This is a genomic window from Mesorhizobium sp. M6A.T.Ce.TU.002.03.1.1 (assembly GCF_003997275.1).
Lineage (GTDB): Bacteria > Pseudomonadota > Alphaproteobacteria > Rhizobiales > Rhizobiaceae > Mesorhizobium > Mesorhizobium mediterraneum.
In genome coordinates this window covers 1-20332 of sequence record NZ_RZTI01000076.1, presented here as the reverse complement: position 1 = coordinate 20332, position 20332 = coordinate 1, and the positions used below count along the sequence as shown (strand labels likewise).

General features: G+C 62.9%; 22 protein-coding genes and 1 pseudogene. 9 read left to right on the top strand and 14 right to left on the bottom strand.

Annotated features, from left to right (window positions below; translation table 11 throughout):
* Positions 1–8: 8 nt before the first annotated feature.
* Together EOC93_RS21155 and EOC93_RS21150 are read left to right on the top strand one after the other, a co-directional pair.
* The gene (locus tag EOC93_RS21155; RefSeq protein ID WP_095484739.1) at positions 9–815 is read left to right on the top strand and encodes an undecaprenyl-diphosphate phosphatase; all 807 of its coding nucleotides are present in this window, start codon (positions 9–11) and stop codon (positions 813–815) included.
* Between the two features lie 288 nt (positions 816–1103).
* Entirely contained in the window at positions 1104–1430 is a 327-nt protein-coding gene (locus tag EOC93_RS21150) for a hypothetical protein (protein WP_095484738.1), read from the top strand.
* Positions 1431–1447: 17 nt separating this feature from the next.
* Here the strand turns inward: EOC93_RS21150 and EOC93_RS21145 are convergent, their stop codons facing one another.
* The 6 genes from EOC93_RS21145 to rsmI form a co-directional block, all read right to left on the bottom strand.
* Entirely contained in the window at positions 1448–3481 is a 2034-nt protein-coding gene (locus EOC93_RS21145) for a winged helix-turn-helix domain-containing protein (protein WP_127205588.1), read from the bottom strand.
* Between the two features lie 177 nt (positions 3482–3658).
* On the bottom strand, positions 3659–5410 hold the full coding sequence (locus EOC93_RS21140; RefSeq protein ID WP_095484736.1) for a TRAP transporter large permease subunit: 1752 nt from the start codon (positions 5408–5410) through the stop codon (positions 3659–3661).
* The gene (locus EOC93_RS21135) at positions 5407–6075 is read right to left on the bottom strand and encodes a TRAP transporter small permease subunit (protein ID WP_127205587.1); all 669 of its coding nucleotides are present in this window, start codon (positions 6073–6075) and stop codon (positions 5407–5409) included. Before EOC93_RS21135 ends, EOC93_RS21140 begins: the two co-directional genes overlap by 4 nt.
* 75 nt (positions 6076–6150) lie before the next feature.
* Positions 6151–7290: a TRAP transporter substrate-binding protein gene (locus EOC93_RS21130; RefSeq protein WP_127205586.1), complete on the bottom strand. Its 1140-nt coding sequence runs from the start codon at positions 7288–7290 to the stop codon at positions 6151–6153.
* A 252-nt stretch (positions 7291–7542) separates the two neighbouring features.
* A complete protein-coding gene (locus EOC93_RS21125; protein WP_095484733.1) occupies positions 7543–7920 on the bottom strand; it encodes a YraN family protein in 378 nt (125 codons plus the stop codon).
* Entirely contained in the window at positions 7913–8842 is a 930-nt protein-coding gene (rsmI, locus tag EOC93_RS21120) for a 16S rRNA (cytidine(1402)-2'-O)-methyltransferase (protein ID WP_127205585.1), read from the bottom strand. Before rsmI ends, EOC93_RS21125 begins: the two co-directional genes overlap by 8 nt.
* 167 nt (positions 8843–9009) lie before the next feature.
* Between rsmI and EOC93_RS21115 the strand changes: the two genes are divergently transcribed.
* Positions 9010–9201 (top strand): hypothetical protein, encoded by a 192-nt coding sequence (locus EOC93_RS21115; protein WP_126104217.1) that lies wholly within the window; start codon positions 9010–9012, stop codon positions 9199–9201.
* 73 nt (positions 9202–9274) lie between these two features.
* On the opposite strand, the pseudogene EOC93_RS34890 reads toward EOC93_RS21115, so the two are convergent.
* The 6 genes and pseudogenes from EOC93_RS34890 to rph all read right to left on the bottom strand — a co-directional run.
* Positions 9275–9394, bottom strand: a pseudogene (locus tag EOC93_RS34890) (transporter); the annotation flags it as partial.
* A 72-nt stretch (positions 9395–9466) separates the two neighbouring features.
* Positions 9467–9790, bottom strand: a complete 324-nt coding sequence (locus EOC93_RS21105) for a low molecular weight protein tyrosine phosphatase family protein (RefSeq protein ID WP_095484730.1) — start codon at positions 9788–9790, stop codon at positions 9467–9469.
* A gap of 68 nt (positions 9791–9858) precedes the next feature.
* Positions 9859–11022 carry a radical SAM family heme chaperone HemW gene (gene hemW / locus EOC93_RS21100; RefSeq protein ID WP_127205584.1) on the bottom strand — a complete coding sequence of 388 codons (1164 nt, stop codon included), beginning with the start codon at positions 11020–11022 and terminating at the stop codon, positions 9859–9861.
* Positions 11019–11681 (bottom strand): RdgB/HAM1 family non-canonical purine NTP pyrophosphatase, encoded by a 663-nt coding sequence (gene rdgB / locus EOC93_RS21095; protein ID WP_127205583.1) that lies wholly within the window; start codon positions 11679–11681, stop codon positions 11019–11021. Before rdgB ends, hemW begins: the two co-directional genes overlap by 4 nt.
* A complete protein-coding gene (locus tag EOC93_RS21090; RefSeq protein ID WP_095484727.1) occupies positions 11681–12091 on the bottom strand; it encodes a VOC family protein in 411 nt (136 codons plus the stop codon). The genes rdgB and EOC93_RS21090 overlap by 1 nt, the downstream gene beginning before the upstream one ends.
* Before the next feature lie 14 nt (positions 12092–12105).
* The gene (gene rph, locus EOC93_RS21085; RefSeq protein ID WP_095484726.1) at positions 12106–12822 is read right to left on the bottom strand and encodes a ribonuclease PH; all 717 of its coding nucleotides are present in this window, start codon (positions 12820–12822) and stop codon (positions 12106–12108) included.
* A 134-nt stretch (positions 12823–12956) separates the two neighbouring features.
* On the opposite strand from rph, the gene hrcA reads away from it, so the two are divergent.
* The 5 genes from hrcA to EOC93_RS21055 all read left to right on the top strand — a co-directional run bounded on the left by hrcA (position 12957) and on the right by EOC93_RS21055 (position 17426).
* Positions 12957–14084: a heat-inducible transcriptional repressor HrcA gene (gene hrcA / locus EOC93_RS21080; protein ID WP_127205582.1), complete on the top strand. Its 1128-nt coding sequence runs from the start codon at positions 12957–12959 to the stop codon at positions 14082–14084.
* Between the two features lie 144 nt (positions 14085–14228).
* Positions 14229–14426, top strand: a complete 198-nt coding sequence (locus EOC93_RS21075; RefSeq protein WP_029347942.1) for a hypothetical protein — start codon at positions 14229–14231, stop codon at positions 14424–14426.
* Positions 14427–14643: 217 nt separating this feature from the next.
* Positions 14644–15261, top strand: coding sequence for a LysE family translocator (locus EOC93_RS21070; protein ID WP_127205581.1), 618 nt, complete (start codon positions 14644–14646; stop codon positions 15259–15261).
* Between the two features lie 211 nt (positions 15262–15472).
* Positions 15473–16453 carry a cysteine synthase A gene (gene cysK, locus EOC93_RS21065; protein ID WP_095484723.1) on the top strand — a complete coding sequence of 327 codons (981 nt, stop codon included), beginning with the start codon at positions 15473–15475 and terminating at the stop codon, positions 16451–16453.
* A 346-nt stretch (positions 16454–16799) separates the two neighbouring features.
* Positions 16800–17426, top strand: coding sequence for a glutathione S-transferase family protein (locus EOC93_RS21055; RefSeq protein ID WP_095484722.1), 627 nt, complete (start codon positions 16800–16802; stop codon positions 17424–17426).
* Between the two features lie 15 nt (positions 17427–17441).
* Here EOC93_RS21055 and EOC93_RS21050 read toward each other — a convergent pair whose 3' ends face one another.
* Both EOC93_RS21050 and EOC93_RS21045 read right to left on the bottom strand, forming a co-directional pair.
* Complete coding sequence (locus EOC93_RS21050) at positions 17442–18698, bottom strand: DUF6596 domain-containing protein (RefSeq protein WP_127205593.1); 1257 nt, start codon at positions 18696–18698, stop codon at positions 17442–17444.
* Positions 18698–19051, bottom strand: coding sequence for a YciI family protein (locus EOC93_RS21045; RefSeq protein ID WP_095485097.1), 354 nt, complete (start codon positions 19049–19051; stop codon positions 18698–18700). Before EOC93_RS21045 ends, EOC93_RS21050 begins: the two co-directional genes overlap by 1 nt.
* 260 nt (positions 19052–19311) lie before the next feature.
* On the opposite strand from EOC93_RS21045, the gene EOC93_RS21040 reads away from it, so the two are divergent.
* A complete protein-coding gene (locus tag EOC93_RS21040; protein ID WP_126104208.1) occupies positions 19312–20271 on the top strand; it encodes a TAXI family TRAP transporter solute-binding subunit in 960 nt (319 codons plus the stop codon).
* Positions 20272–20332 lie beyond the last annotated feature (61 nt).

Genomic DNA, 20332 nt, shown 5'->3' with positions numbered 1-20332 from the left:
AGGTTGCCATGGAAAGCCAGACCATCGTCGAAGCGCTGCTGCTCGGCATGATCGAGGGCATGACCGAGTTCATTCCGGTCTCGTCGACCGGCCATATCCTGCTTGCCGGCCATTTTCTCGGCTTCCACTCGACCGGCAAGGCCTTCGAGATCCTGATCCAGCTCGGCGCAATACTGGCGATCCTCAGCGTCTATTTCCATCGTCTGTGGCAGATGCTGGTCGATCTGCCGCGTGATCGGGTGACGCGGCATTTCGTCCTCGGCATCCTCGTCGCCTTCCTGCCGGCGGCCGTCATCGGTGCGCTGGCGCACGACTTCATCAAGACGGTGCTGTTTGAATCGCCGAGGCTGATCTGCATCATGCTGATCATCGGCGGCGTGGTCCTGCTGTGGGTGGATCGTCTCAAGCTGAAGCCGTTCTACCACGACGTCGAGCGGTTTCCGCTCAGGCTCTATCTGCAGATCGGACTGTTCCAATGCCTTTCGCTGATCCCCGGCACGTCGCGCTCCGGCTCGACGATCGTCGGCGCGCTGCTTCTGGGCGTCGACAAGCGGCCGGCTGCGGAATTCTCCTTCTTCCTCGCCATGCCGACGATGGTCGGCGCCTTCGCCTTCGACCTCTTCAAGAACCGCAATGTGCTGACCAGCGCCGATCTGCCCGTCATCGCCGCCGGTTTCATCGCGGCCTTCGTCGCGGCGCTCATCGTCGTGCGCTTCCTGCTCAACTACGTCTCGCGCCACGGCTATTCGCTGTTCGGCTGGTGGCGGGTGGTCATCGGCACCGTCGGGCTGGTTGCGCTGTTCGTATGGGGGTGAGGCGGCACAGTTAATTTATCGCCCAAGGCTCTATTTGCTCGTTGGCGTAGCAATGCCGTTGATGGTGGGGACGACCAACGTAGACCTGCCCCCGACCCATGCCGACCTCGCAGGATCGTTCTTGCCGCTTGCGTGCATTCCGTAGCCAAAATCGACTGCGTTCACCACTCTTCAGAACTTTTTCACGTCGATTTCATGACTTCGAACGACCCCTCGCGTTCTCTCTCACAAGCCGTCCCCACCAAGCCGTCCCCACACGGTTCGGGCGTCGAACTGAGGAGATAAAAGATGATCAACCGCATCTTGGGAATTCTCGTGATCGGCGCGGCGACCACCGCGTCCGCTGGTGATGGTCTGAGCCGTCACATTCTCGAACGGGCAGCAAGCTGCTGGCCTACGCAGACGGCGATGCGCGGAATCAGCTTCAGCGCCGATGTCCACGTCAGCTTCACGCGCGAGGGTCAAGTCAGTGCCATCGAAATCGTCGACGTTGCGCCACAGACCGAGACGTTCAAGGCCTTAGCCAAGGATTTCGCTGACGCATTGAAGCAGTGTGGCCCCTACGGTACCGAAGGCATGAGCGAAATGGACCTCAATCTCTCATGGCCGCCGTAGGCGCGGCGAAGTTGCTGCTACTTCGTCACCGAGAATTCGTAACGCTTGAAGCGAGACAGAAGTATGTATTCCTTCGTGGCTCCAGATATGCCGCTCAGGTTGCGGAACACAGCGCCACAGCCTGTCAGTTTACGCGGATATGCGCTGCACAAGCTGTCGCCCTGCACCCACATCTGACCGGTCACGACCTCCTCACCAACTGTTCTGGTCACGCTGCCGTCTGCCGCAACCACAGCATGGTAGGCTGAGACATTGGGCAGAATCTGGCGTCCCGTCAGCTCGTGTCCGATTATGAGATTCCCGATGTCGACGCCGTTCATCCGTTTCGCGGATTCCGGCTCCATTCCGGCGGGAAGCTCGGAAACCCCCGCCTTCCTCAAGCCATCGAGCAGGCGAGCGATGTCCTGCGGCCGCTTGTAGACGAAGAACTGCTGCGCGATCAGCAGGTTGGGCTGCCCCTCTTGCATGTCCGACAGCACGCGTCGGAGCTGCCCTAGGGCCGAGGCCGCTTCCGGCAGGCGATCGAGATGCGCAAGCGCCGCGACAAGAACATGCAGGCCGTAGAACTTCGTCCACGGATTGGGGGAGCGGACATCGACCTGCTTAAGCTGCGCGACCGCCTCCTCGTAGCGGCCTTGGCCGAACGCCGCCAAGCCAGCCTGGTAGTGTCGCCACTCCGTCCATCCGGGATCGACGCGTAAGGCCGCCTCGAGAAAGGCTCGCCCCTCGGCCGGCCTGCCGTTGAAGTTGAGGGCCTGGCTCAGCCCTTCGTAGGTCCAGGAATCGCTCGGGTCGAGCGCTATCGCCTTTTGCAGGGCAGCCACCGCCTCGTCGGACCTATGCTCTCGGACCAGAAGTTCGGAAATCAGCTGATAGTAACCGGGAGACGGATTTCCGGCAGCGATGGCCAGACTGCCATAGAGCTCGTCGTCGATTTCGGTCCAACTGATCCCGAGAGCTTGCCTCCTTACCTCGTCGGCGTCCCAGTGGAGCCACGCCAATTCCGCGGCCGCCGCGCCGAAATCGGCGTCCAGCGCCAAGGCTTGGCGAAGGTAGCCCGATGCTTCCACCGTGCCCGATGGTGTATCCTTTCGTCGCGCCTCGATGGCGCGTCGAAACGCCTGGTAAGCTTCCGGGTCGTCAGTATCACCGGACACGGCGAGGTTTGCTTTTCCCGGGATGAGCTTCAGCTGCAGCGCGGCGATAATTTGACCGATCACCTGATCCTGGAGCTTGAACACGTCGGTGAATGGACCTTCGAACCGCTCGGCCCAGATCTGCCCAACCGTCGAGGCATCGACCAAATGCGCATTGATGCGCACCTCATCGCCGAGACGTCGAACGGAGCCCTCCAGCAGATAGCGGACGCCGAGCTCTTTTGCGATCTTCGCCGGCGGCAGACCGCTGTTGCGATATGCACGCGCGGCATTGCGCGAGACCACGAACAGGCCGGGAACGCGCGCCAGCTCTGTCGTCAGATCGTCCGCGAAACCGTTGGCAAGATAAGCCTGTGCCTCGGCTTCGCTGAGATTTGCGAACGGCAGAACCGCGATCGACAGGGAGGTCGGCACTTCCGTTTCAAATGTGGGCCTCCAGATGAACACCGCGACTGCGGCAGCGATCGCCAGTACAGCGACTACAAACATCAGGCCGCGCCGGGCTTTAATTTCGCGCGGATCAGAAGAGGCAGTGCCGTAAATCTGCGGGTAGGAATCGTGCGGTATGCCGGGCGCTTCGGTTTCGGGGACAAAGCGATATCCCCGTCGCGCAACTGTCTTTAGCAGGCTCTGCTTCTCGTCGCCGATGGCTTTCCTGATTTCGCTGATGCACTGGGAAAGGCTGTTTTCCGTCACCGCGATGCCGGGCCAGACGGTGTCCAGGAGCTCCTCCTTGGTCACAACACGGTTGGCGTTGGCGACCAGATGCTTCAGCACCGCGAGCGATTGAGGCCTCAGCGGGACATCTTCACCATGCTCGCCGTGCAGGAGACCGGCGTCGAAATCGAACTCGACACCGTTTAGAACAAGGCTCGGCGGATTGACCAGGGTCAAAGCTGCTCTCGATCATCGTTCTGATCGTTCGGGCGGCATGTTGCTCGGCAGGCCGCCTTGACCTTGAGAATCGGCGCCTGTCGCCGAAAGTCAACTGGCGTTTGAAAGTCGGCATTATCTCCCCGGGAAGAAACCTTCGCGCTGCGATCGCAAAAGTCCGGAAATGGCGGAGTCTTCTCAGCTGCCGTAAAGATAATTCGGAAGCCAGAGCGCCATGCCGGGCCAGATATACATGAGGACCATGCAGAGGATGACGATCAGCATGTAGGGCATCATCCCGGCGAATATCTGGTTGAGCGTGACATGCGGGGGCGAAACGCCCTTGAGATAGTAGGCCGACATCGCGACCGGAGGTGACAGGAACGCCGCCTGCAGATTGACGAAAACGAGAACGCCCCAGAGAACCGGATCGATGTCGAAGTGCGTCAGCATCGGTAGGAAGATCGGCACGAAGATGATGATGATCTCGGTCCATTCGAGCGGCCAGCCGAGAATGAAGATGATCGCCTGCGACAGGATCATGAATTGCACGGGCGTCAGGTCGAGCGCGAGCACCCATTGCTCGAGAAGTGCCTGGCCGCCGAGGATCGCAAAAACGGCGGAGAACAGCGCCGAGCCGACAAAGAGCCAGCAAACCATGGCTGTGGTCTTGGCCGTCAGGAACACTGCTTCCTTGATGCGCTTCCAGTCGAGCGTTCGCGCCTGTAACGCCAGCAGAAAGGCACCAGCGGCGCCGACTGCCGCGGACTCGGTCGCCGTCGTGATTCCGAACAGGATGACGCCGAGCACGACGACAGTAAGTATGGCCAGCGGCATGACCGACGAGACCAGGAGCTTTACGACCTCGAGCCGTTCGGCAGTCATGTTCCGGTAGTAACGGACGAGCACCACTGCGGCGAGTGCCGCGATGATGCCGAAGGTGGCGTAGAAGCTGGTTGCCGGCCCTGCGTCCACTGCGGGTGCGCCGAGTTCCTCCACCGCCGGAGCGCCGAGCTGCTCCAATCCCTCTGGAGCTTCGACGTCGGCCGATGCCTGCGGATGGATGACGACATACCACCACACCAGCAGGAGGGTGAGTGCTGTCAAGGCGAGGGGCACCAGCGCAGCGCAGAAATTCTTGAACAGCTCCCAATATGTGAGGCGTCCGTTCTCCGTCTCGAGCGCCATCGCCCTGGACGGCGAGAACAAGGCGGAAAGAAGTCCAACAAGCATGTTGCGCGAGTAAACTGTCTGAAGGCTCCCCATCCACGCAGGCACCGGAACCTTTGTTTGATTCTCCGGCAAAGGCGGGGCGATCTTCGGACTGATTGTCGCCCAGCCAAGAATGTAGACGAGATAGAGGAAGGCGAGGAAAAAACCGGGGAACATCGCCGCAGCGTAGAGCTTCACGACGGACTGGCCTGCAACTGCCGCATAGACGATGATCATGACTGACGGCGGGATCAGGATGCCCAGCGTGCCGCCCGCGGTGATCACGCCGGAAGCGAGCTTCACATCGTATCCGGCACGCAGCATCGGATTGAAGGCAATCACCCCCATCAAAACCACAACAGCGCCGACAAGGCCACTGGCGATGCCCCAGAAGGTGCAGACAATGAGCGTAGCGATGGCCAGCGACGCTGGTACTCGTCGGAACGAAAGCTGGATGCTGTAGAACATCTTGTCGACCAGCGCCCCGCGTTCCATCACGTATCCCATGAGCACGAAAAGCGGGATGGAGATCAGGACGTCGTTGGTCATTGCCCCATAGGTGCGCTGGACCATCAGATCGAAGACGCGGTTGTCGATCCAGTGCTCCGCAGGGTTGTAGAACGCGTAGAACCCGAAGAACATGCCAAGGCCCATCAGCGTGAAGGCTGTCGGGAAACCCATGACTATGACGACCACGATGAGCATGAGCATCGTGAGTCCGAGGGCTGGATCGCTCAACTCTGCAGGTCTCCACCCATTCCGCGCTGGCGCGCTTGCTCGTCTATCTTTTGCGCGCGCTCGATCGCGGTCTTACGCGTCTCTTCATCCACATATTCGCTGAGCGCGAGCTGTTCCTCCACGACGTCGATCTCCGCAACGTCCTTGCGCCGGCTGGGCCATTGCCCGGCCCTGAGACAGACGATGCAGCGCACTATCTCGGCCACACCCTGGAGCATCACCAAGGCGCCGGCCAGCGGAATGACCGACTTGAAGTGGTAGATCGGCGGACCCTCCGCTGTCACGGTCGAATGCTCCCCGATCCGCCATGAAATCGCGGCATAGTCGTAGCCTGCATAGACGAGGGCCGCGATCCCCGGCAGGAAGAAAACCACATACAACAACAGATCGAGCGCGGCTTGGGTGCGGGGCCGCATCGAGCTGTATAGAAAGTCGCCGCGCACATGTGCATTCTGCGCCAGCGCATAGGCTCCGGCGAGCATGAACAGCGAGCCGTAGAACATGTTGCTGGCGTCGAATATCCACGCCGTGGGTATGTTCAGGATGTAGCGCTTGAAGACCTCGACGCAGACCAGCGTCATCAGCCCGATGATAAGCCACGCCGCGGCCTTGCCGACCCACGTGCTGATTGCATCGACTGTATTCAGGAAATGCTGGACGTTCATGCGCGCCCCCGGATGACGGGTACCTTGGTCAGAAGCATCACCGGGCCGCTGCCCGGTGATGCCCGAACTTTCGGGTCAGAACTCCTTCGCCACACCGCCCTGTCCGAAGTAGTGATCGAACGCCAGCCGCCGGCCGACGACGGTGTCCTGCTCCCACCGCGTTGCCCGCTCGGCAAAGGCGATCTGGGAGAGGATGATTTCCTTGAAAGCCGGGTTTTCCGCCGCCTTCTTCTTCACGACCTCGTCGTAGACCTCCAATTGTTTCTTGAGGATCGCCTCCGGCGTCTTGTAGAATTTGACCTTATCGGTCGTCTGCATCTCCACATAGTCTTTCGAATAGCGGTCGATCGCCTTCCAGTGCATGTCCTGCGAGGCCGCCTCGACCGCATTGGTGATGATGGCCTTCATCTGGTCAGGCAAGGCGTCGTATTTCGCCCGGTTGAACAAGATCTCGAACTGCTCGGCATTCTGGTGATAGCTTTGCAGCATGCAGATCTTGGAGACGTCCGGGAAGCCGAGGACCCGATCGGACGAGGCGTTGTTGAACTCGGCCGCGTCGATCAGGCCGCGATCCAGAGCCGCGACGATCTCGCCGGCCGGCAGCGCGTTGACTGCGGCACCGAGCGCGGTGAAGACGTCGATCGAGATGCCGACGGTGCGGAATTTCAGGCCCTGGAGATCCTCGGCCTTCGCCACAGGCTTCTTGAACCAACCGAGCGGCTGCGTCGGCATCGGCCCGTAGAGGAACGAAACGACATTGGCGCCGATGGATTCGTAGAGCTTTGCGAGCAGCTCCTTGCCGCCGCCGTATTTGTGCCAGGCGAGCAGCATATTGGCATCCATGGCGAAGCCCGGACCGGAACCCCACAGCGCCAGCGCCGACTGTTTGCCATAGTGATAGACGACCACGCCGTGGCCGCCGTCGAGCGTTCCTTGCGACACCGCGTCAAGCAGACCGAAGGCCGGCACCACGGCGCCCGCCGGCAGCACCTCGATCTTCAGGTCGCCGCCGGTCATGTCGTTGACCTTCTTGGCGAAATCGAGCGCGAATTCGTGAAAGATATCCTTGGAAGGCCATGTGCTCTGCCAGCGCATGCTGACCGGCCCCTGTGCCTTGACGACGCTCGGCGCGGCAACGATCGCCGCAGCTGCCACGGCCGCCTCGCCAAGGAACTTGCGGCGCGACCTCAAATTCTGGATACTTGCTTTGGTCATCGGTTCCTCCCGAAGGTGTCGGCTTTTCAAGCCCACGTCCGACAATACTACTCAAAGACGGCCCAGCAAAAATTGCAGCGCACGTCCCATTCGCCTAAACTAGTGCGGTTCTCTCTTAAGGACAGGGGCCGGTACTTTCCCAAGCAATGGGCGAATAGCAGTTACGCGCGCGACGGTAGCGCCCACACGTTCTTCCCGGCGATAAGTGTTGCGGCTACTGTTACATTCTGGCGCTGATCAATGAATCCTGAGCTAGTTTCGTCCGTAGAAAACATTCTCGACATGCACCGGCCAGCGCCAGGGCAGCACCGCCACCATGTCGAAGCGCGCCGACAATCTCCCATAGTCGGATTGGCGCGACAGCCAGAGGTCGGCTGCGCTTTCGATGCGGCGCTCCGATTCGTAGCGAACAGCCTCCATCGCTTCCATCAGCGTGCGGCGCGCCTTCACTTCGACAAACAGCACCAGGTCGCCGCGGCGCGCGATCAGGTCGATCTCGCCGAACCGCGTGCGGTGGCGGCGCGCCAGGATCCGGTAGCCTTTCACCATCAATGCTGCCGCCGCCAGCCACTCGCTGCGATGGCCGCGCCGATAGGCCTGCCGGCGGCTGGCGACTGGGCGTTCAGCCATCGCCGTCTTTCCCGATCTCCCCGTTCTGCCCGGCATCCTTGAGCTCGAGCAGTCGCCGGTAAAGCGCCTGCTTCTGGCCGCCGGTCATCTTGGCGGCTTCCGCCGCCGCCTTGGAGGCCGGCATCTCGGCGGCAAGCGAAAGTAGCAGCCGATCAATGTCTTCAGGCTCGTCGGCGGTCGCTTCCGACGGGCCGACGCAGATGACGATCTCGCCCTTTGGGGTGTCGGCTGCCTCATAGTGTTCGGCGAGCGACTGCAAGGTGCCGGTCCGCATTTCCTCGAAAGTCTTGGTCAATTCGCGGCCGATCGCAGCTTTGCGGGCGCCGCCCAGCGCCTCGACCATGGCACTGAGCGTCTCGGCCAGCCGGCGCGGCGATTCGAAGAAGATCAGCGTCGCCGGCACGGTTTTGAGCGCTTCCAGCCGCGTCAGCCGCTGTCCGGTCTTCACCGGCAGGAAGCCGGCAAACAGAAACGCGTCGGAGGGCAGGCCGGACGCCGTCAGCGCCGCCAGCGGCGCCGACGGGCCGGGGATCGGCACGACGCGAATGCCTTGATCGAGGGCTTCGCCGACCAGCCGGTAGCCGGGATCGGAGATCAGCGGCGTGCCGGCGTCCGAGATCAGCGCCACGCTCTGCCCGGCCAGCAAGGCTGCGATGAGTTTCGGTCCGGCCTCGCCGGCATTGTGCTCGTGATAGGCAGTGGTGCGGCGGCGGATGCCGTAGCGGTCGAGCAGCACGCGGCTGACACGCGTGTCCTCGCAGGCGACGATATCGGCGGCGGCCAGCGTTTCAAGCGCGCGTAATGTGATGTCGGCGAGGTTGCCGATCGGCGTCGCCACCAGGTAGAGCGCCGGCGCGAGCGGCCGGGCTGATATCTCGGTCTGGCCGATTACATAGCTGCGTTTCGCCAACTCGCCGGTCACCGGTGTTCCCCGTCAGGCTCTGACACTTGAATGCATTCGGCCCTGTTTGCCACGGCTCTCGCCTGGTTGCAAAACCCGCGCCGAAGTGAAGTGGCCGCCATGCCTTTGCCATAGTACGGAACGAAACCATGCCCGACGGATTTATCCCTGATCTCGGGAGGAGCAGGATGGACAGCCTCAAGATACAGGACGTTTTCGAACCCTACTATGCAGGGCGCAAACGCTTTGCCGCGCGAAAGGACAAGCGCCAGCCTGCCAAAGCCGGCGCGGGCCTGGCCAAAAAGCCGCGAAAGCGTCGTCCTTCAAAGGCAACCAACCTGGAAATCGAGCCTTCGACCGGTAGCACGATGGAGCACTGACCAGACGATGCCCAATCGCTTCGACATTTTCATCACCCGCCTTGAAACGAAAAGCTCCCGCAATGGAGCGCCCTCACACCCCATAAGCGATCAAAACCGCGCCCGCCGCGACAAGGGCGACGCCGAGCCGGCTCGCTCCGGTGAGACGGACGCCGAGAAAGACCACGCCAAGCGCCGCCACAAGCACGACGCTTGACTACCGCAACCTCGCGATTGGCCGAGACACTTCTCACGAAAGCGCCGGTGAAAACGCTCAGCCACATCATCAACCCAGATATTTCGAGACGCGCGCTTCCAGAAGGCGAACTAAGACCGGGTCCATAAATTCATAATCGTCCGGAATATCGAGGCAGATCACACGAGCCTTCTTCAGGCTGGCCTTGAATTTCTTCTGCAGTTTGGCGCGGTGCGCCTTTTCCATCACGAAGATGATGTCGGCCCAGGAGACGAGGTCGTGCGTCAACGGGTTGTCGGCATCATGGTTGGTACCGGCCGATGCGACCTCGATATCCCTGCGGCCGCAAAACACCTGTTCCGCGGTCGGGCTGCGCAAGCGGTTCTGGCTGCAGACGAAGAGGACGTTCTTCAACGGGTCCCATCTTCCAGTTTGAACATGATCTGGTCCGAAAACCGGATCCCACTTTTCGGGATCATGCTCTACCGCGCCAGATCCGCCACTACGGCGTCGAGCACGATCATGCCAGCCGGCGTGGCGCGCAGGCGGGCATTGCCGATCGGCGCCACCAGCCCCTCGCCCTGCAGCATCGACAGCCGCGCCGTCGACAGGCCGCGGCCGGAAAACGCTTCGTAGCGCGAGAGGTCGATACCCTCGGCCAGCCTCAGCCCCATCAGCAGGAATTCGTCGGCCTCTTCCGAGCGCGTCAGGGTCTCGCCGCCGGTGATGCCATGGCCCTTGGCCTCGACCAGATTGGCCCAGGTCTCCGGCATCCTTTCGGCTATCGTCACCACGCGGCGGCCGTTTTCGACGAAGCGGCCATGCGCGCCGGGACCGACGCCGACATATTCGCCATAACGCCAATAGGTGAGATTGTGCCGGCTTTCCGCCCCAGGCCTGGCGTGGTTGGAAATCTCGTAAGCCGGCAAGCCGCGTGCAGCGGTGATCTCCTGCGTCAGCGCATAGAGATCGGCGGCGTGGTCGTTGTCGGGAATGGCGAATTTCCTGGCCGCATGCAGCGCGTGGAACGGCGTGCCTTCCTCGATGGTCAGCTGGTAGAGCGATAGGTGGTCGGCGGCGTGGCCGATCGCCTGCTCGAGCTCCATCTGCCACGCTTCCGGTGTCTGGCCGGGCCGTGCGTAGATCAGGTCGAAGGACAGCCGCGGAAAGATTTCACGCGCCAGGCCGATCGCATGCAGTGCTTCATCGACATTGTGCAGCCGGCCGAGGAACCGCAGATCCTTGTCGTTCAGCGCCTGCACGCCGAGCGACACCCGGTTGACGCCTGCCGCCCGGTAGCCGCGAAAGCGCTCGGCCTCGACCGAAGAGGGGTTGGCTTCCAGCGTCACCTCGATGCCATCGGGCACCGTCCAGTTCCTCGCCACCGCGTCCAGCACCGTCGCCACGGTTTGCGGCTTCATCAGCGACGGTGTGCCGCCGCCGAGAAAAATGCTGGTCACCTCGCGCGGTCCGGTCCGGTCGCGCATCGTCGCAAGCTCGGTCTCGAAGGCGCGCGCAAAACGCTCCTGGTCGACCGGCTGGTGGCGGACATGGCTGTTGAAGTCGCAATAGGGGCACTTGGCCGCGCAAAACGGCCAGTGGATGTAGACGCCGAAGCCGGGGCTGCGGTCGAGCAGCATGGTCATTTCACGCCCGATCGTGCCAAATCCAGTCTGGCTTGCGCGAACTTCTGGAAGGCGCGGGCGCGGTGCGACAATGCCGTCGGCTGGCCGGGCTTCCAACCATGTTTTTCCTCCGCGCTCATCTCGCCGAAGGTCTTTTCGAAACCATCCGGCATGAACACCGGGTCATAGCCGAAGCCGAGTTCACCGCGAGGCGGCCATACCAGCGTGCCCTCGACCTCGCCGCGGAAATATTCGGCCGCGCCGTCTGGAAAGGCGAGGCAGATGACGGCGACGAAGCGGCCCTTGCGCTGAGCCGGCGCGACCGCGCCGATTTCCTGCAACGCCACTTCCGCTCGCTGCATCGCCATGTCGAAGTCGCGGGACCCGTCCGGCGCCTCGGCCCAGTTGGCGGTGTAGACGCCGGGCGCTCCGCCCAGCGCATCGACACATAGGCCGGAATCGTCCGACAATGCCGGCAGGCCTGTCGCCTTGGCGGCGGCTAAAGCCTTGATTAAGGCGTTCTCCTCGAAGGTGGTGCCGGTCTCGTCCGGCTCCGGCAGGCCGTATTCCTTGGCCGACTTCGCTTCTATGCCGAATGGTGCCATCAGATCGGCGAATTCCCGCAGCTTGCCGGCATTGTGGCTGGCGACGACGACCTTATGTCCATCAAGCGAATGCATCAGATGCCCCAGATTCTTGGCTCGGCGAATTCGATCGAATTGCCGGAGGGGTCGCGAATATAGATCGACCGGCCGCCCTGCGGCCATTCGAACTCGCTTTCGATGGCGATTTTCTTCTGCTCGAGATGCGCTTTCCAGCGCACTATCTCGTCCGCGCTTGCGGCAAAGCAGAGATGGCCGTCGCCGACCGTGCCGTGCGGCGGCACTTTCAGCCTGGCGTCGGGCGCCGGCGGCACCTTGGTCGCCTCGGCGTTGAAGATGAGCAGCACGCCGTCCCCGCAACGGAAGAAAAGATGCCTGCCGTCGACCTTGCCCAGCAGATCGAGCCCAAGCACGCCGGAATAGAAGTCTTCCGCGGCATCGAGGTCGGTCACATAGAGGGCTGATTCGAGGATGGCGGTAGGAATCATGACAGAACCGAAAATTAACCTACAGCCATCTGCTGTAGGCTGACCAGTCGCGCAATGCCCTTCTTGGCCAGTTCCATCAGCGCCGTGAACTGCTCTTCAGAGAAAGGCTCACCCTCGGCCGTGCCCTGGATCTCGACGATGCCGCCCTTGCCGGTCATGACGAAGTTGGCGTCGGTGCCGGCCGAGGAATCCTCGAGATAGTCGAGGTCGATGACCGGCTGACCGTCATGGATGCCGCAGGAGATCGCCGCGACATGGTCTTTCAGCACCTTGGCGACGCTGGCCATCTGTCGAGCTTCCATCCAGCGCAGGCAGTCGTAGAGCGCCACCCAGCCGCCGGTGATCGAAGCGGTGCGCGTGCCGCCATCGGCCTGGATCACGTCGCAGTCGACGGTGATCTGCTGCTCGCCGAGCGCCTGCAGATCAACCACGGCGCGCAGCGAACGGCCGATCAGCCTCTGGATTTCCAGCGTGCGGCCGCCTTGCTTGCCGGACGAAGCTTCGCGGCGCATGCGTTCGCCGGTCGAGCGCGGCAGCATGCCGTATTCCGCCGTCACCCAGCCCTTGCCGGAATTGCGCATCCAGCCCGGCACCTTTTCCTCGAGGCTGGCCGTGCACAGCACATGTGTGTCGCCGAATTTCACCAGGCACGAACCTTCCGCGTGCTTGGAGACGCCACGCTCGAAGGAGATGGCGCGCATTTCGTCGAATTGGCGTTTGGAAGGGCGCATTCAGGCTTTTTTCCTATCTTTTTCGGAATCGTGGCCGGCTTGTAGCCGCATGGAGCGCAGGGCGCAAAGGAAAATGGCTGGTTGCGCGGGCACCGCCGAAGTCTATATCTTTGGGCCGGAGGTATTTGGCTCGAATGACCAAGGCAGTCGATCCCAGTTCCCAGTCGCCCGTGCTTCAGTCGCCCGCATTTCAATCGCCCGGGTTTCAATCGCCCGCGTTTCAATCGCTCGACATGCGCTCGCGCGACATCTTTCGGCGCATCGTCGATTCCTACCTGAAGGACGGCGAGCCGGTCGGCTCACGCAGCCTGTCGCGGATTCTGCCGTCTTCGCTGTCGCCCGCAACCATCCGCAACGTGATGAGCGATCTCGAGCATCTCGGACTGATCTACGCGCCGCATATCTCGGCCGGCCGGCTGCCGACCCAGGCCGGCCTGCGCTTCTTCGTCGATGCGTTCATGGAGCTTGGCGACCTCTCCGATGAGGAGCGCCGCACCATCGAGGCACAGGTGCGCGCCTCCGGCTCGGGCGCGACGCTGGAGCATATGCTTACCGAAGCCAGCCAGATGCTGTCCGGCATGTCGCGCGGCGCCGGCCTCGTGCTTGCCGCCAAGAACGAGGTGGCGCTGAAGCACATCGAGTTCATCCAGCTCGAGCCGACCAAGGCGCTGGCCGTTCTGGTATCGCAGAACGGCGACGTCGAAAACCGCGTCGTCGATCTGCCCGCCGGCATCACCGTTTCGCAATTGCATGAAGCCTCGAACTTCCTCAACGCCCACATCCGCGGCCGCACGCTGGCCGAGGCGCGGATCGAGATCGCCCGCATCAAGGAAGAAACCAGGGCCGCCCTCGACACGCTGTCGCAGGACTTGGTCGAAAAGGGCCTGGCGGTCTGGGCAGGCGCCGACAGCGGCCTGCCGGCGCGTCTCATCGTGCGCGGCCGCGCCAATCTGCTGGAAAACGTCACGGCCCAGGCCGACATCGAGTTGTTGCGGCACTTGTTCGAGGATCTGGAGACGCAGGACGGGCTGATCCAGCTTCTCGATCTTGCCGAGGAAGGGTCCGGCGTGCGCATCTTCATCGGCTCGGAAAACAAGCTGTTTTCGCTGTCGGGCTCGTCGCTGGTCGTGGCGCCCTATCGCGACAAGGATGCCCGCGTCATCGGCGCGCTCGGCGTCATCGGCCCGACTCGGCTGAACTACGCACGCATCGTGCCGATGGTCGACTATACCGCGCAGCTTATTTCCCGCATGCTGCGATAATGCATGTCGCCCAAAAGCCTGCCCTCGGGCTTGACCTGTGATGCGCAAGCGGTTTTGGGATACATGCATAAAAACAAGAAAGCAAAGCGCGTCGCAGGAACCCTTCAAACGCGACGCGCTTAGGCCGGACCTAAGGAGAAAAAAATGGCGCTGGAATCGTTCAAGGCCCAGATCAGCCTGTTGCTCGAGCAGATGATCAACCAGCCCGAGGATCAGCATGAAGTGCAGGAGCAGCTACGCGAAAAGCTGAGGGAAATGCGCGCCATGGGCCTGCCGCTGCCGGCCGATCTCGTCGCGCTGGAAAAGCGCCTCGACGACGATTTCTACGCAGCCGGAAACTGAGTTCCGAAAACCGATCGATTCCGCTTCAACTCTCCGTGTGCGCGTCATGCGCGTCACCTACGGCAAAAGTCCGTCCTGATCGGCGAGTTCGCCCGGCCGGTAGTCCTGGTGCAATCGAATCCGGGCCTCAGGGAGTACACGCCTGCCAGCCTTTGTGCGACAAGGCGCAGTCTTAAAAGTCGATTCCGTTTTGGGGTCATGCGCTAAGGCCGAAATCATGACCCTCACCGGATTCCTCGCCTACAGCGCGGCCCTCGGCATCGCCGCCGCCATTCCTGGCCCAGGTCTCACCGCGCTTATTGCGCGTGCGCTTGGTTCCGGCTTTCGCTCGGCGCTCGCCATGTCTTTCGGGCTGATGCTCGGCGATCTCACCTATCTCACCGCCGTGGTGCTCGGCCTGGCCCTCGTCGCTCAGACCTTCGGCATGGCCTTCCTGGTAATCAAATGGCTGGGCGTCGCCTATCTCGCTTTCCTTGGCTGGCGCTTCTGGACGAGCGGCATCACGCCCGAAACGGTGGAGGCGAAGAAAGGCAGGGGCGGGCTGGTGTCGAGCTTTATTGCCGGCCTCGCCGTCACGCTCGGCAATCCGAAGACGATGATCTTCTATCTCGCCATCACGCCGACCATCGTCGATCTGAAGACCATCACGCTCGCCGATTACGGCATCCTCGTCGCGCTGACGCTCTTCGTGCTGCTGGTGGTGCTGGTGCCCTATCTGGCGCTGGCGGCCAAGGCGCGCGGGCTCCTGAAGTCGCCGCGTGCGCTGCGGGTGCTGAACCGCACCGCCGCCGGTTTCATGTTCGGAGCAGCGGCTGCGATCGCCGCCCGGCAATAGGCATCTCGCGGTCGAGCCATTCCTAAACAGGACACCGCCTGAAATGCTTTTCCAGGCCGAAGCTGTTTTCAGCATGCGTCCCACTCGGATATTTTCAACCGACAGACTATCTTGCGGGGCGGATGGCCCTATCTTATGCCCGCCTGACACTTGCCTGACTGACTCTGGCCGATCTGACCTCTGGCCCATCTGAACTCGGGGAGCGAAACCAATGAACAAGCCCGCCACCACCGCGCATGTGCCCGGCCGCGGCCGCATCTACAATTCGATCACCGAAACGATCGGCGACACCCCGCTGGTGCGGCTCGACAAGTTCGCCAATGAAAAGGGCGTCGTCGCCAATCTGCTCGCCAAGCTCGAATTCTTCAACCCGATCGGCTCGGTCAAGGACCGCATCGGCGTCTCGATGATCGAGGCGCTGGAGGCATCGGGCAGGATTGCGCCCGGCAGGACCACGCTGATTGAGCCGACCTCGGGCAACACCGGCATCGCGCTCGCCTTCGCCGCCGCCGCCAAGGGCTACAAGCTGATCCTGACCATGCCGGAGACCATGTCGGTCGAACGCAGGAAAATGCTTGCGCTGCTCGGTGCCGAACTGGTGCTGACCGAAGGGCCGAAAGGTATGAAGGGCGCCATCGCCAAGGCCGACGAGCTGGCCGCGACGCTGCCGGACGCCATCATTCCGCAGCAGTTCGAAAATCCGGCCAATCCGGAAATCCACCGCCGCACCACGGCCGAGGAAATCTGGAATGACACCCAAGGCGAAGTCGACATCTTCGTCGCCGGCATCGGCACCGGCGGCACCATCACCGGCGTCGGTCAGGTGCTAAAGCAGCGTAAGCCCTCCGTGCATGTCGTCGCCGTCGAGCCGGAAGCCTCGCCGGTGCTGTCGGGCGGCCAGCCCGGCCCGCACAAGATCCAGGGGATCGGCGCCGGCTTCGCGCCGAAGATCCTCGACACGACGATCTATGACGAGATCGTCAAGGTCTCCAACGAGGATTCGGTCGCCAATGCCCGGCTCGTCGCCCGCCTCGAAGGCGTGCCGGTCGGCATCTCCTCGGGCGCCGCCCTGCAGGCGGCGATCGTCGTTGGCTCTCGGCCGGAGAACAAGGGCAAGAACCTGGTGGTCGTTATTCCATCCTTCGCCGAACGCTATCTGTCGACGATCCTGTTCGAGGGGCTGGGTGCTTAGGTCCTCGACACGGGAATTCCGATAGATTCGTAGCGATCCTTCACGCCCCCCTCTGCCCTGCCGGGCATCTCCCCCACTTGGGGGGAGATTGGCAGCTTCAGCGCGCAGCTCACTCCTGCAACGTTGGCGGTTGGCGAAAGTCGGAATGATGGCCGATCTCCTCCCGTGTGGGGGAGATGTCCGGCAGGACAGAGGAGGGGCGCTGTCCCGCCGGCATCAAAAGTTCCGCGGCGACACTTCGGTCTGGACCGCTGAAAAAACACCTGTGGCGGCCGCCGCTCGCTTGAGTAAAGTGGCGCTTCCGGTCAGATCGTCGCCGGCCTTGCATCGGCTGGCGGAGGATTTCATGTACAAGCTCTATACCCGCGCCAACACTGGCGGCTTTGTCGTCGAGGCGGCGCTCGCTTTGGCGGGTGTGCCTTTCGACCAGGTCGACGTTCCGAAATCGACCTCGCCCGATCAGGCCTTTCTCGACATCAGCCCCTTGAACCAGGTGCCGATCCTGGTCTTGCCGGACGGAAGCTCGATGACCGAGTCGGCGGCGATCTGCATCCTGCTTGCCGAACGCCACCCGGAAGCAGCTCTGGCGCCGGCAGCGAACTCGCCCGCCCGCGCCGATTTCCTGCGCTGGATGACCTTCATGTCGTCGGTCATCTATCAGGCTGACCTGCGGTTCTTCTACGCTCATCGCTACACCGCCGATCCCGGCGGCGTGGACGCCGTCAAGCAGGCGGCGATCTCGGAAATGGATCGCGGCTTGGCCATTCTCGATGCTGCCCTCGAAGGCCGTGACTGGCTGGTCGGCAACCGGCTCTCGCTGGCCGACATCTATCTTATCATGCTGGTGGCCTGGCATCCCGAGATTGAAAAGGTCCCCAGCGCCTGGCCGAACATCGAACGCCTGTGGGCCAAGTTGCGGGAGCATCAGGTGATGAGGACGCTGAACGCCTCCCACGCCATGTGGCCGGCCTGAACGGATCGTGTTGCGTCAGTCTTTTTCCGCGCGGCTGAGCCCAGCCCGTCGTTCCTGCAGGAACCGGCGCACGGCAGGATCGCGTTCGAGGCCGATCGCCCGGTCATAGGCCTCAGTCGCTTCCCGAGTTTTGCCGAGCCTGGCCAGGAGGCCCGCGCGGGCGGCCCAATAAGGCTGATAATCATGCAGCCGCTTGTCATCGCCAAGCTCATCAAGTGCGCTCAATCCCGCCGCGGCGCCGTCGGCCTCGGCAATGGCCACCGCGCGGTTGATCGATACCACCGGCGAGGCGGCAATCACCGACAGCGCGTCGTAGAGATGTCTGATCGCGACCCAGTCGGTCCGGCCGGTCAGCCGTCTTGTCGTATGGGCGGATTGCACGGCCGCCTCAAGTTGGTAGCGGCCGACCACGCCCTTGGCCGCGGCTCGCCTCAGCAATGTCTCTGCTTCGTCGATCAAGGCGTGGTCCCACAGCGCAAGCTCCTGCTCGGCCAGTGGCACATAGTCGCCGGCGGCGTTGCGCCGCGCCGCACGCCGCGCCTCGGCAAACAGCATCAGCGCCAGCAGGCCAAGCGCTTCCGGCTCGTCCGGCATCAGCGACGCCACCAGACGGCCGAGCCAGATGCCTTCGGTCGCGAGATTGCGGCGCTGGGTTTCGGTGCCGGCCGGGTCGGACCAGCCCTCGGCGAACGCGGCATAGATCGCTTCCAGCACCGCATCCAGCCGCTCGCCGAGCTCGGTTCTTTCAGGCACCCGGAACGGAATGCCGGTCTCGCGGATGCGGTTTTTGGCGCGCACCAGGCGCTGGCCCATCGTTGCCGGCGACACCAGGAAGGCCGAGGCGATCGTCGCCGCGTCGAAGCCCAGAATGGCCTGCAGGATCAGCGGCGCTCGCACGCCCGCCTCGATCGCCGGATGGGCGCAGGCAAACATCAGCCGCAGCCGCTCGTCGGGCAGGTCTTCATCGATGATGCGAGCCTCCATCTCCTCGGCGATCAGCCTGAGATGGTCGCGGCCCGCCTCGCTGGTCAGCCGCCGCCGGATGGCGTCGACGCGGCGCCGGCGCGCCACCGCCAGCAGCCAGGCTTCGGGCTTCTGCGGCACGCCGGTTTGCGGCCAGCGCTCCAGCGCCGCCGCAAAGGCGTCGGCCAGGGCGTCCTCGGCGCTGACTACATCACGCATGCGCGCGGCGAGATAGGCGATCAGCTTGCCGTAGCTTTGCCGGGCGGCCGCTTCCGCCGCCGCCCGCGCGATGTCAGGCCGTTCCGATATCACATTGTCTGTTCCCAGATCGGCCGCACCTCCACCGTGCCGGTGCTGGCACCCGGACAGCGCGCCGCCCAGGCAATCGCGGCATCGGCATCCTCGGCCTCGATCATGTAGAAGCCTGCGAGCTGTTCCTTGGTGTCGGCATACGGGCCGTCGAGCACGTTGGTCTTGCCATTGGCCATCCGCACCGAGGTCGCGGCCTGGGTCGGCTTCAGCCGGTCGCCGGCCAACCAGGCGCCGGACTTCTTCAACGCCTCGGTATAGGCGCCATAGGCTGCGCTGATCTCGTAGGTCTTGTCGGTCGGCGCGGCCGCCATCGCGGCTTCGTTCACGTAGATCAAAAGCATGTATCGCATGGTCTTCTCTCCCATGTTCACAGGGCCGCATCATTGCGAGCCGGACGTATGTCGCGCGGCCCGGCCCGATTTCGACAGGCGTCGGAAAAATCTTTCGGCTCCGATGGCGTTTTACGCAAGCGGCCATGCGTTGCGGCATCACTCAGCCGTTCGTCTAATGGATACTATTGCGGGTTGGCATTTCCCGCCCGCTGTCTAAACTCGCCTCGGCTCGTGCTGGGAGGGTGGCACGGCCGCTGATATTTCAGGGAGGAAATCGCATGCTCAATTTCAGGACGAAGTTTGTTGCCGCCGGCGCGCTGGCGCTGTCGCTGGGCCTTGGCGCGGTGTCGGCCAAGGCGCAGGAATTCATCAACGTGCTGACCGGCGGCACCTCGGGCGTCTACTATCCGCTCGGCGTCGCGCTGTCGGAAATCTACGGCAAGGGCATCGAAGGTGCCCGCACCCAGGTCCAGGCGACGAAAGCTTCGGTCGAGAACCTCAATTTGTTGCAGCAGGGCAAGGGCGAGATCGCCTTCGCGCTCGGCGATTCCGTCAAGCTGGCCGCCGAGGGCAATACCGAAGCCGGCTATCCGGGCAAGCTCGACAAGCTGCGCGGCATCGCCGCCATCTATCCCAACTACATCCAGATCGTTGCCAGTAAGGAGTCCGGCATCAAGACGCTCGCCGACCTCAAGGGCAAGAGCCTGTCGGTCGGCGCGCCGGCCTCCGGCACTGAGCTCAACGCCCGCGCCATCTTCGCCGCCGCCGGGCTGAAATACGAGGATCTCGGACGGGTTGAGTATCTGCCCTTCGCCGAATCGGTCGAGCTGATCAAGAACCGCCAGCTCGACGCCACGCTGCAATCGGCCGGCCTCGGCGTCGCCTCGATCCGCGACCTCGCCACCTCGGTGCCGATCAACGTCGTTGCCGTGCCGGCGGAGGATGTCGCCAAGATCGGCTCGCCCTATCTTTCGGTGACCATTCCTAAGGGCACCTATGAGGGCCAGACCGAGGATGTTGCGACCGCCGCCGTCGGCAACTTCCTCATCACCAGCGCCGACGTCTCCGACGAGACCGCCTATCAGATGACCAAGCTGCTGTTTGAAAATCTCGACCAGCTCACCGCTGCCCATGCCGCCGCCAAGGCGATCGACCCGGCCAAGGCGCTCGACGGCATGCCGGTGCCGCTGCATCCAGGCGCCGAGAGGTATTACAAGGAGAAGGGGCTGGTGAAGTAAGGGCGCTCCCTCCCCCTTGAGGGGAGGGTGCCGAGCGAAGCGAGGCGGGTGGGGTCGGTTC

What these genes read in the sequence shown, in the direction of transcription:
- EOC93_RS21155 (WP_095484739.1), top strand. Translation starts at nt 9, where the DNA reads ATGGAAAGCCAGACCATCGTCGAAGCGCTGCTGCTCGGCATGATCGAG.
- EOC93_RS21150 (WP_095484738.1), top strand. Translation starts at nt 1,104, where the DNA reads ATGATCAACCGCATCTTGGGAATTCTCGTGATCGGCGCGGCGACCACC.
- EOC93_RS21135 (WP_127205587.1), bottom strand. Translation starts at nt 6,075, where the DNA reads ATGAACGTCCAGCATTTCCTGAATACAGTCGATGCAATCAGCACGTGG.
- EOC93_RS21130 (WP_127205586.1), bottom strand. Translation starts at nt 7,290, where the DNA reads ATGACCAAAGCAAGTATCCAGAATTTGAGGTCGCGCCGCAAGTTCCTT.
- EOC93_RS21125 (WP_095484733.1), bottom strand. Translation starts at nt 7,920, where the DNA reads ATGGCTGAACGCCCAGTCGCCAGCCGCCGGCAGGCCTATCGGCGCGGC.
- EOC93_RS21115 (WP_126104217.1), top strand. Translation starts at nt 9,010, where the DNA reads ATGGACAGCCTCAAGATACAGGACGTTTTCGAACCCTACTATGCAGGG.
- hemW (WP_127205584.1), bottom strand. Translation starts at nt 11,022, where the DNA reads ATGACCATGCTGCTCGACCGCAGCCCCGGCTTCGGCGTCTACATCCAC.
- rdgB (WP_127205583.1), bottom strand. Translation starts at nt 11,681, where the DNA reads ATGCATTCGCTTGATGGACATAAGGTCGTCGTCGCCAGCCACAATGCC.
- EOC93_RS21090 (WP_095484727.1), bottom strand. Translation starts at nt 12,091, where the DNA reads ATGATTCCTACCGCCATCCTCGAATCAGCCCTCTATGTGACCGACCTC.
- rph (WP_095484726.1), bottom strand. Translation starts at nt 12,822, where the DNA reads ATGCGCCCTTCCAAACGCCAATTCGACGAAATGCGCGCCATCTCCTTC.
- hrcA (WP_127205582.1), top strand. Translation starts at nt 12,957, where the DNA reads ATGACCAAGGCAGTCGATCCCAGTTCCCAGTCGCCCGTGCTTCAGTCG.
- EOC93_RS21075 (WP_029347942.1), top strand. Translation starts at nt 14,229, where the DNA reads ATGGCGCTGGAATCGTTCAAGGCCCAGATCAGCCTGTTGCTCGAGCAG.
- EOC93_RS21070 (WP_127205581.1), top strand. Translation starts at nt 14,644, where the DNA reads ATGACCCTCACCGGATTCCTCGCCTACAGCGCGGCCCTCGGCATCGCC.
- cysK (WP_095484723.1), top strand. Translation starts at nt 15,473, where the DNA reads ATGAACAAGCCCGCCACCACCGCGCATGTGCCCGGCCGCGGCCGCATC.
- EOC93_RS21055 (WP_095484722.1), top strand. Translation starts at nt 16,800, where the DNA reads ATGTACAAGCTCTATACCCGCGCCAACACTGGCGGCTTTGTCGTCGAG.
- EOC93_RS21045 (WP_095485097.1), bottom strand. Translation starts at nt 19,051, where the DNA reads ATGCGATACATGCTTTTGATCTACGTGAACGAAGCCGCGATGGCGGCC.
- EOC93_RS21040 (WP_126104208.1), top strand. Translation starts at nt 19,312, where the DNA reads ATGCTCAATTTCAGGACGAAGTTTGTTGCCGCCGGCGCGCTGGCGCTG.